9 protein-coding genes are annotated in these 10371 nt (G+C 49.9%); 4 read left to right on the top strand and 5 right to left on the bottom strand.

Annotated features, from left to right (window positions below; genetic code table 11):
* The 3 genes from HMPREF0178_RS22300 to HMPREF0178_RS01135 form a co-directional block, all read left to right on the top strand.
* The coding region (locus HMPREF0178_RS22300; protein WP_232281159.1) for a hypothetical protein at nt 1-360 on the top strand (360 nt) is incomplete at its 5' end.
* 1013 nt (nt 361-1373) lie between these two features.
* A complete protein-coding gene (locus HMPREF0178_RS01130) occupies nt 1374-2651 on the top strand; it encodes an ABC transporter substrate-binding protein (protein ID WP_009368066.1) in 1278 nt (425 codons plus the stop codon).
* Nucleotides 2648-5587 carry a response regulator gene (locus HMPREF0178_RS01135; RefSeq protein WP_009368067.1) on the top strand — a complete coding sequence of 980 codons (2940 nt, stop codon included), beginning with the start codon at nt 2648-2650 and terminating at the stop codon, nt 5585-5587. Before HMPREF0178_RS01130 ends, HMPREF0178_RS01135 begins: the two co-directional genes overlap by 4 nt.
* Nucleotides 5588-6049: 462 nt before the next feature.
* Here the strand turns inward: HMPREF0178_RS01135 and HMPREF0178_RS01140 are convergent, their stop codons facing one another.
* The 5 genes from HMPREF0178_RS01140 to HMPREF0178_RS01160 all read right to left on the bottom strand — a co-directional run bounded on the left by HMPREF0178_RS01140 (nt 6050) and on the right by HMPREF0178_RS01160 (nt 9328).
* A complete protein-coding gene (locus tag HMPREF0178_RS01140; protein ID WP_009368068.1) occupies nt 6050-6457 on the bottom strand; it encodes a biopolymer transporter ExbD in 408 nt (135 codons plus the stop codon).
* Entirely contained in the window at nt 6447-7016 is a 570-nt protein-coding gene (locus tag HMPREF0178_RS01145) for a MotA/TolQ/ExbB proton channel family protein (protein ID WP_009368069.1), read from the bottom strand. Before HMPREF0178_RS01145 ends, HMPREF0178_RS01140 begins: the two co-directional genes overlap by 11 nt.
* Nucleotides 7013-7288, bottom strand: a complete 276-nt coding sequence (locus tag HMPREF0178_RS20760; protein ID WP_255344654.1) for an energy transducer TonB — start codon at nt 7286-7288, stop codon at nt 7013-7015. The genes HMPREF0178_RS01145 and HMPREF0178_RS20760 overlap by 4 nt, the downstream gene beginning before the upstream one ends.
* Nucleotides 7289-7739: 451 nt before the next feature.
* Nucleotides 7740-8483 (bottom strand): ABC transporter permease, encoded by a 744-nt coding sequence (locus HMPREF0178_RS01155; protein WP_009368071.1) that lies wholly within the window; start codon nt 8481-8483, stop codon nt 7740-7742.
* On the bottom strand, nt 8480-9328 hold the full coding sequence (locus tag HMPREF0178_RS01160) for an ABC transporter ATP-binding protein (protein ID WP_009378367.1): 849 nt from the start codon (nt 9326-9328) through the stop codon (nt 8480-8482). The genes HMPREF0178_RS01155 and HMPREF0178_RS01160 overlap by 4 nt, the downstream gene beginning before the upstream one ends.
* A 155-nt stretch (nt 9329-9483) precedes the next feature.
* Here HMPREF0178_RS01160 and HMPREF0178_RS01165 point away from each other — a divergent pair.
* On the top strand, nt 9484-10371 hold an 888-nt coding region (locus tag HMPREF0178_RS01165; RefSeq protein WP_009378369.1), incomplete at its 3' end, for an iron ABC transporter permease.

Genomic DNA, 10371 nt, shown 5'->3' on the forward strand with positions numbered 1-10371 from the left:
GGGAGCCCGGCTTATTTAGGAATTGTACGGCGACGCGCTGATCACCGACGCATACATGGAAGAAATGCGCGAGCAGGTGGCGGGCGGTACGTCGGCTCGGCTCTGGAACAAATTGATGAAGGTTATGGGGCACCCCATAGCGTGGCGGAACGTTTCAACTGCGGTTCCCTCGACTGGCGGCCTTCCGTACGTCCCGCGACGGAAAAAATGAAGATGGTGGCGCAGAAGCGGTATGTAGTGGAGGGAAAAAAGGACACCTATGAACAGGCCAAGGCCTTTGCTGAAGAGGTGGTACGCGATTCCCATTTGGTCTACGGCAAGACGAATGCCCCGGAACTACTCCGTTTAATCGGCACATGAGGGAAGCTTGTTTTGGTTTTTGGAAGGCATATAACAGTATGTGATAAACAAAAAATAATAAATTTAATATATTAAATAGGAAAATAATTTTTCCCTAGAAACAAATACCGATAAGGAGCGCGGTTATGCTCGATACCTCCACTCAGGAGGTCTGCGTCGGATCCTACCATCTTGATAGAGAAGTCCAACGTACCCGTTGCCTCGAAGCTGTCTTTCGGGCCAAGGGGGCCTTACTGAATTCTCCGCAGAGAATGAACACCGAACGCCTTCAATGTGTTATGCTCACAAACCTGTTATTGTCCTGCGCGCCCGCGTTCTGGAACACTACACTAGCACCCGCACTCTGTGTATTGACGATAATCAGCGAATAACAGTTCTCTAGAACTGTCTTCTAAGAGATTGCAAACGATATGAAGGCATTGATGGGCTAAGTGTTTTTTTAGAACTCGACCTTCAGAAACGTATATTTCATTGTTATAAATTAAAATGAGAACATACTGGTATACAATATAACTGTAATATAGGGGTGATCATCCAAAAAAATATTCTTTATATTGACTTATATATACTATTATTGTATATAAAAATATTTTGTATGTTCAAATAGTTTAAATTTTGATTATAAATAAGAATGCCGTAATGGCGTTTATGTCTGAATAAAAGCTTTATGTGATATTTGCTAATGATTCTATCAGGCTTAGTGTGTCCTGATCTGCCGTTTGCCTTTTTGCAATGTATTGCAAAAACAATAGAGTAATAACCATATAGAATAGCAATATAAAATATGATGCTGCAATATCGTATGCTTCAATAATATATCATTTCGTGTCTGGTGATAGACTGTTGGACAATACAATTTATTTGTATTCGCAGTTGACAAAAAAATGAATTTGTAAAATATTAAAAAATATTTTGATGAAAGTTTGCCTTTGAAAAAGTGTTATTTTATATATCCATAAACATAGTATTAAAAAAAATATTGTCTGTTACTCCCTTTATGTGCCGAGTATTTTATGAAAAAATTTTTTCTTCTTTTTTCTTTTCTTGTAACCATTATTACCCTTTCTTGGGCAGTCTTTTTCCCTCAGCAGTATCATCCCGTCAGTTATGAATATATTGACAGCAAAAACAATATTCAACTCACTTTTTTCGGATTTAAATGGGAAACGGACAATGTCCGTACTATTGAGCAACTTATCACTGAATTCATGAATCAGAATAAGACCGTCAATGTTCTTTATGAAGGTATCAAGGGTAGAGCGTATTTTCCTGTCTTGGAAAGGCGGATGCAGACGGAGAATGGCGACGACCTCTTTATGATAAATCAGGATACCCTTCTCGCACTATCGCAGGGAGGAAACCTTGTTGATCTTTCTGAACTAAATGAAATCAATGAGTATTCAGCTTTAACGTTGTCGCAGATACGGGAAAAAGACGGCTCCGTTTTTGCTTTGCCTACAAGCGTTTCCGCATTTGGGCTTTATTGTAATTTGGATCTATTGAAAAAATATCAGATTTCAGTTCCGAATAATATAACGGAGTTCCTTGACGCCTGTAAGGTATTCAGTGAAGCGGGCATTACCCCTATTATCGCAAATAATGACATTTCATTGAAAACGCTTGTTATGGCACGGGGAATGCCCGCTCTCTATCAGTCCGGTGAAGCCACTTTTTCCGAAATCAATACGGGCAAGTTTCCCTTGAGTACGTATTTGCGCAGTGGCTTTGAATTACTGGAATACCTTTGTGAACATGGCTACATAGATCGCAAACGCGCGTTGGCTACGGAAAAGACTAAAGATGATCTCATAGAATTCTCTCAAGGTGAGTCCCCGTTCATGCTCACTGGCGTGTGGGCCTCTGTCCGGCTGAAAAAGCTGGTCAGTTTTCAGTATACGATAGTCCCTTACCCTGTTCTGGAAGACGGGACGGCTCTTGTCGTCAATATCGATACCCGGCTTGCACTCAATGCGCATGGAAAACATCTCCCCGAAGCCAAGAGTTTCTTGCGTTATTTGATACGCCCAGAGTCCATCAACCGTTTTTGTGCCGGTCAGGCGTCTTTTAGCCCGATGAAAAGCGTTTCTCTGGAAGAACCCTTGCTACAAGCCATCGGAGAAAATCTCCGAAGCGGGCGGGCTATCGTCGGTGCCGATAGCCGTTTTGCGTTTCCCATCTGGGAGATATCCCGCTTGGCCTCCCTCAGTATTTTGAAAGGGGCGACAACGGAACAGGCGCTCGGATATCTCGATGACGCCGTTTCGGATGCCATATCGGGAGGTAACTTGTGAAATTTCCTCTCCGAACAATCAGAAAAAATGGTTACGTAATGGGGGCGATAATCATATCGACCTTGTTAATGGTCTTTTTCGCATTGTCTTTCATCCGAACAGTGCAGGAAGCCTTATGGAACAATGCGGTCAGGAACCTTATCGAAACAACGCAGCAAGGAGCCAACGGGCTGGAAAGGGCTCTGAAGCGGGACAAGGAAATCCTTTTTACACTGGCGCAGGAAATAGATGTATTCAAATCAAAAGGTACGGAAACTCTTTGTAACAAACTCCAGCAGTTTTCTTATTCAGGTTACCCCATTCAGTTTGTGACTCAAGATGGAACTTGGTGTAGGCCTGATGTCAAAGGGCTGCCTGAAGAAGTCAAAACTGTGCTGGATGATCCATCTACGACAAGCGGCATCGTAGGTCCCTATATCAACCCCATGACGGGAAGGCGCGTCCTGAGCGCGTACGTCTCCATCATGCTTCAAGATGGGCAGCGTGCGCTTATTCTGAAAAGTACCCCCATTGAGGACTTCTATAATAAGTATTCACCCGCTTTTTATAATAATGCGGGTTTTTGCTATGCCGTCAACGAATCGGGGGACATTATCCTCCGTTCCCTCCATCCAGCTAGCAATAAAAGCTTTGTAAATATCTATGATCTGTTCCGTTCTCATGCGGAAAATGATCTCGATGGATTAAGCCAGAAAATGAAGGAAGGAAAAACAGGAGCGATGCTTTTTCATGGAGAGCGAGGGAAAGAAGTTCTCTGTTATACTCCTTTGCATTTCCAGAATTGGTATTTTGTTTCCATCATTCCCAATAATGTGATACTTCAGGATGCGGATAGCATTTTAAAAAAAGCATTCACACTGTGCGGTGTTTCTCTCATCTGCCTTTTATTCGTAGTGAGTATTTATTTGCGTACGAGAGAACGGTACGATAATGAAGCGCAATATAAACAGGCTATTGTTTCCAATGCTGATATTGCGTTCTCTTTTGATGTGAGCCGTGACCGGATAGAATCCATCCTCTGTTCCAACGGTATGTTGAATGCGGCCTTATCGCATTTTTCTTCATCCCCTGTGCCTTTCAATGCTTTTATCCAATGTTGGGTGGAGGAAAGCGTAGTCCCTGAGGATCGGCAGCTTGTCCTTGAAAAAATGGCCCCGGAGCGTTTTCACGAATTGTTCGAGAAGGGAAAAATGGAAGACGATCTGGAATATAGGCTCGTTTCCGATGGGAAACATCCTATGTTCATCAAGCAGAATATTATCCTGACCAAAGATGAACGGACCGGAAATGTGCTTGGGCTTCTCATCGCCAAGGATGTCACGGAGGCGCGACTGAAGGAAAGCTTATATACGCAGGCTTTGAAGGATGCCTGCGAAAGTGCAAATCAGGCGAACCAGGCCAAAAGTGAATTTTTGTCCAGCATGTCACACGATATCCGCACTCCCATGAACGGTATCGTCGGCATGACGGAAATCGCCAAAGCGAATGTGCATAATGCGGAAAGCATGTTGGAGTGCCTGAATAAAATCACCAAATCATCCAACCTGTTGCTTGATCTCATTAATGAAGTGCTTGACATGTCCAAGATAGAAAGCGGCAAGCTCTCAGTGAGCGAAAGCGAGTTCAACCTTGCTGAACTGGTGGAAAATGTTCTCTTGGCGCTGCAACCGCTTTTAAAACAAAAGAAACATACGTTGCATGTTCATCTTAAGGATGTTGTCCACGAAGACATCATTGGAGATCCTCTACGCCTGCAACAAATCTTCACCAACCTGATGTCCAATGCCATCAAATATACACCTGAGGGCGGGACTATTGATTTCAGCATATTGGAAATCCATGACGAGTCCCAGCCGTATAGTACATTCCAGTTTGCCTTCAAAGACAACGGAATGGGTATGACTCCTGAATTTCTGGAGCGTTTGTTTTTACCCTTTGAGCGTGCCGATGAAGCCAGACAGGAGAAAATCCCCGGGACTGGGCTCGGCATGGCGATTACCCGCAACATCGTGAATATACTCGGCGGTGAGATCAATGTCTCCAGCGAATGGGGCAAGGGGACAACATTTACGGTCATTCTCCATCTGAAAAAGCAGATAAAGAATAAGGATGTGATCCAGGAACTGAAGGGGCTCCCCATCCTCATCATGGACGACGATCAGGCCGCCTGCGAGAGCGTTTGCCTTATCCTGAATGATGCCGGGATGCGGAGCGAGTGGGTATTGAACGGGAAAGAAGGGATCGAGCGGATCAATTCAGCGCGCGAACGGGGACAGGACTACTTTGCGATTATCGTCGACTGGAAAATGCCCGGCATGGATGGCGTTGAAGTCACAAAGCGCATCCGTTCCCAATGGGGGCCAACGGTGCCCGTCATCATCCTTTCCGCGTATGACTGGTCTGAGATAGAGCAGGAGGCCCGTCAGGCCGGTGTCAGTGAATTTATCGCAAAGCCGCTGTTCCGATCCCGTTTATTGTATGTTCTGGAACAGTTCGTCATCCCGCAGTCCGGTAAGGATATGGCTCACGGATGTGACTCCGCAACTGCCGATCTGTCAGGCAAACGTATTTTGCTTGTGGAAGATAACGAACTGAATGCCGAAATTGCCAGAGAAGTGCTCGCAATGGCGGGAGCCTCCACAGAAGAGGCCATGAACGGAAAAATCGCTGTTGAAAAGATGCAGGCGAGCGCCGAAAATTATTATGACGCCATCCTTATGGATATTCAGATGCCGGTTATGAACGGGTATGAAGCCGCCCGGAGTATCCGAAAACTTCCAAGAAAAGATGCTGAAAGCATTCCTATCATCGCAATGACCGCGGACGCCTTTGCCGAAGATATTCAGCGAGCCCAGGACGCGGGTATGAATGCCCACGTAGCAAAACCTCTGAACATCAATCTTCTTTATCAGGTATTGGCTCACTGGATAAAGTAAGCTTACTCATAGAGAATGACGGCAAATGTGTTTGAAGCATTTCATTGGGGCGGCATTTTCCCGTGTAGCCTGCTGCCTGTTACAGGTTCTCAGCCGACAGTGGGGACAGCCTTCGTTTCATTTTGGGTGGTAGGCCCCATCTTGTTTCGGAATCAGGCATCCGGATGAGGAAACAGTCCCGTATGGCGTTTTGCCATGCGAGGCTGTTTGTTTTCGGAAGGGATCGAGGAATAGGCGGAAGCGGTTACCCGTTTGGATGGAGGAGCTTTCTTGTTTATGAGGAATTAGCTCTCTCTACAGGTGCTCGGCGAGTGTCTGGTATAGCAATGTGGTGTCGATGGGCTTGGAAATGTGTCCATTCATTCCGGCTGCGGTTGCTGCGACAACTTGACGCCATCAAGTGCGAAAATGTTTACTCCTGCAAAGACCAAAGATAGAATGAAGATCAAAAAGAGTCCATTATTATTTGCGGTTAACTTGTTGCGTCATCAGATCAAAATGCTGAAATCCGGCGTTGCGGATTGCATCGATGATTGCCACAAGTTTACCGACTTCTACCTCTTGATCTGCGCGTACCTGTACGGCTTGTTTTTCATCAATCTTCCGCAGGCTGACGAGTTCCGTTTCCAGAGATTGTGATGGGACATCTTTTCCATTCAGACGGATCATCCCTTCTGGGGGGACTGTCAGGATAATCTCCGTTTCCGCTTGTTGTTTTGCCGATGAAGAAGTCGGCAGTTCTACGGAGATGGCCTCTTCAGGAGAAAAATGGAGAGTGAGAGCAAAAAACAGCAACAAGAGGAACACCACATCGACAAGCGGTGTAATGCTCATGTTGTTGCGTGCCCGTGTGCGCCGTTTAATTTCCATGGGATATCCCACAGGAGGCGATGCGGCGAACGTCAACGATTTCTTGAACGGTCTGGATAAGTTCAGACAGACGGTTCTCAAGGAAATGATAGGCGACATGCGCGGGAAGGGCGACCAGCAATCCGGCAGCCGTCGTGATCAGGGCTTCCCATATACCCCCGGCGAGCATGGAAGGATCCACCCGTGATCCGTGTTCCCCTATTGCCTGAAATGTGCTGATCATTCCTGTCACTGTGCCGGTAAGCCCCAGAATGGGTGCGATCGTCGTGATCAACTCCAGGACGCCAAGCCCCCGCTCCAGCTTCCTGACCTGCCTGTTCGCTGTGAGGGATAAGGTTTCTTCGTCGGCTGTCCCAAGTCGTTCGCAGATGGGTGCCAAAAACCAAGGTGGGGGAATGGAGTCGCCCCGTTTGATTTTTCCGAGCGTATGCAGGGCTGTTGTATATTCCAGCGTCTTGAACAGGACTATGGCGAGAGCGAGTACGGAACACAGGAGAATGGGCCACATGAGCGGGCCGCCTTTGGCAAAGAAATCGGCAAAGGACACGAGAAAATTCATGAGGCATTCCTCAGCGTGAAGTGGATGGGAAGGAGGACGATACAGGTTGCCGGGCGTCCGTTATGGGTCGCGGGGCGGAAAATGGCCTTCCGGACGGCTTCAAGGGCCGCTTCATCGAATCCGTTCCCGCCGCTTTTTTTTATGGACGCACTCATCAAACGCCCCTCCGCGTCAATCATCAATTCCATGAGCACCTGCCCCTCGATACCTTTGCGTTGCGCCAGCCGTGGGTAACGCGGTGCTGGCGGCTGGAGGAATTTCGGCCCGTCCACGGCGTCGAATGACGTGCGCCGGGGGCGGTTGCTTCCGTTTTTCCTTGTGCCGGCTGTACGGTGTGTTGTGGAGAGGGAGGTGCGGGGGCCTTTGCCGATTGAGCCTGTGGTGCGCGGGAATGCTCTGGCGGTGTTGCTGTTTTTGGGGGGGCTGTTCTCCGTTTTCCAGTTTCGGCTTGGTGGGTGGAACGCTTTTTAGGCGGTGGAGACTCTCGCTGAGGGGTTGTTTTGGGTAGAGTTCTTTCTTTCGAAGCGAGTGGGGACTTTTGCGGGCTGGATTCCACCGTATCGGTCGGCACGGGTAGAGCTGTCGTTACGGCGAGGCGCAGAGAGAGCGGAGCCGCTTCAGGTTTGGAAAGACGTGCCAACGGCGGACGATTGAGGAAAAGTCCTCCATGTGCCAAAAGCGACACGCCCAACATGAGGCAGAAACAGCGCCCTCCTGACAGGTTCATCCCTGTGCGCTCCTGACACTGAAGATGGCCCACGCAAACGCGGCGCCGGCACCAAGAAAAAGCAGGCCGTAGGAAAGAAAACGCACGGGCTGACCAATGGCGGCGGCTTGCATGGCCTGCGCCGCATGGGGAAGAGGAAGGAGTTCCAGAACATGTTGAGCCCAACCGGGGAGGCGAGCCAGCGGGAAGAATGTGCCTCCGAGAAAGGCCATGGGCGTGATGACGAAATTGGACAGCAGGGCCTGATCCGCATGGGCTTTGACGTGCATGGCAAGCGCTACGGCAAGGCTTGAAAAGAACCACGCGTTCAACAGCAGCGCGAGCCAGAGCCCTGGTGCTCCGTAGGCGATTTGGATACCGCCGAGCATTCCGATCCCCATAACGACCAGACAGGCCAGTACGGCACGGGTCATCCCCGCCAATACTTCTCCGGTGGCGTAGGCCACGGCATGGAGAGGGGCTGTTTGAAATTCATCGAAGGTATGCCAGTAAAAGCGGCTGATGTTGATGTCGCTGGCGATGGCCCAGCTTTGGGTCATGCTGCTCATGGCTACGAGCCCGGGTAAAAGAAAGTCGGCATAGGGGCGCGAGCCGACGAGCGTATCACTCATGGCGTAATGGAAAGCCACCAGATACAGAAGCGGCGAGACGAGCCACGAAGCAAATTGTTTGGGAATGCGGCGTCTGAGGATGAGCATTTCGCGCAGGTATACGGCCGTCATGCCACGGAGCAGTTTCACTGTGCACTCCCTGAAACTTTGCGTCCCGTAATGCTCAGAAACGCGTCCTCAAGGCTGACCCTTCTCACCGTGCTGGATTCGTGTTCCCGTGTGGCGGTTTCGGCGGCTTCGTTGCGATTGCTGAAATAGCGGGGCGTCAACAGGCCGTTGTGCTGTACATCAAGGGCCCATTGCCCGATCCGGTTCATGAGTGCGTGCGGTGTGCCTTCGGCAACGATGCGTCCCTTGTCGAGAAAGATAACCCGATCGGCAAGAAATTCCGCTTCTTCAATGTAGTGCGTCGTCAGCAGGATGGTTGTGCCTTCCTGCTGGATGCGTTTGATCAAGCCCCAGAGTTTTCGGCGGATGAGCGGATCAAGCCCTACCGTGGGTTCGTCCAGAAAGAGGATGCGGGGCTTATGCACTAAGGCCCGCGCCAGCATGATACGCCGTTTCTCTCCCCCCGAAAGCGTTTTCGTCAGCACGTCAACCTTGTGTTCCATTTCGACGACTTCAAGCAAACTGGTGATCCCTTCCTTTCTCTCGGATGCGTTCATGCCGAAAAGGCGTCCATGAATGTCCAGATTTTCCCGTACTGAAAGTTCCGCATCCAGATTGAGATGCTGGCTCACGACACCGCACAATGCCTTGGCTTCCAACGGGTGTTCGGTGAGGTCGCGCCCGGCAAGCTTGACGGTGCCGCCGTCGGCCCGTGCCTGACCGGACAGGATACGTACGGTCGTTGTCTTTCCGGCTCCGTTCGGTCCGAGATAGGCCACAAGTTCCCGATCCCTCACATGCAGGCTTATGCCGGACAGGATGCGGGTTCGGCCAAACGATTTTGTGATATGTTCAGTCTGAATCATCAGTCAGGAGCCTGTCGCTGGGGGTATTGGGAAGAGATGAGGGCGTAAGGAACCTCGTCGAACACGAAAAAAGAAGTAGCACAATTGTAGAGAGTGTGCTACCTATTTGGGTGACATTTTTTTAATAAAAATAATACTCAAATGAGATTGAAGAGATGCATGTCATTCCTGCTGCTCGCTACCTTGCTCGCCGTAAACGGCAGAATCTTCTTTTGGGGCTGCTCGCCTTGGTGGCGTTGTGTATGCTCCTTTTGGGGATGAGTGTGGGAAACGGTGTAGTGCGCCTTCCCTTGGGGCTCTCTGAACACGAGTTGGCGCTCTTTGTTCGTTTGCGCCTTCCCCGAGTGCTCATGGGGGCGTTGGTGGGAGCCGGGCTTGCCATGAGTGGAACGCTGGCACAGGCGGTACTGCGGAACCCGTTGGCCTCTCCTTTTACGCTGGGCATCTCCTCAGGTGCGGCCTTCGGTGCCGCACTGGCTATTCTACTGGGCGGGGCATCGCAATGGGGGATGGCGGGGAACGCTTTTGTATTCGCCGCATTGACGGCGTTTGCGGCACTGGGCTTTGCCCGACTGCGCGACAGCCGTCCTGAAACGCTGATCCTCGGTGGGGTTGCCATTATGTTCCTGTTTTCCGCCGCGACCTCGTTGCTGCAATATGTTGCCACGGAATATCAGGTACAGGCGATTGTCTTTTGGGGGTTCGGCAATTTGGGGCGCGTGGGATGGTCGGAGTTGGGGATGGCCGCTGTCATGATCCTGCTTCCGGTACCGTTCGCACTGAAACTGTCGTGGGATCTCAATGCGTTGCTTGCCGGTGAAGAAACCGCTTCGTCGCTGGGCGTCAATGTGCGGCGTTTGCGTATCGGCGGGATTCTGGCCGCTTCGCTCATGGCGGCAGGGGCTATATGCTTTACCGGAGTTATCGGTTTTATCGGACTGGTTGCCCCGCATATTGCACGTCTTGCCCTTGGTGCCGAACACCGCTTCCTGATTCCCGGTGCGGCGTTGTTTGGGGCGTCCCTTGTTACCTTTTCCGATGTG

Source organism: Bilophila sp. 4_1_30, from assembly GCF_000224655.1.
Lineage (GTDB): Bacteria > Desulfobacterota > Desulfovibrionia > Desulfovibrionales > Desulfovibrionaceae > Bilophila > Bilophila wadsworthia.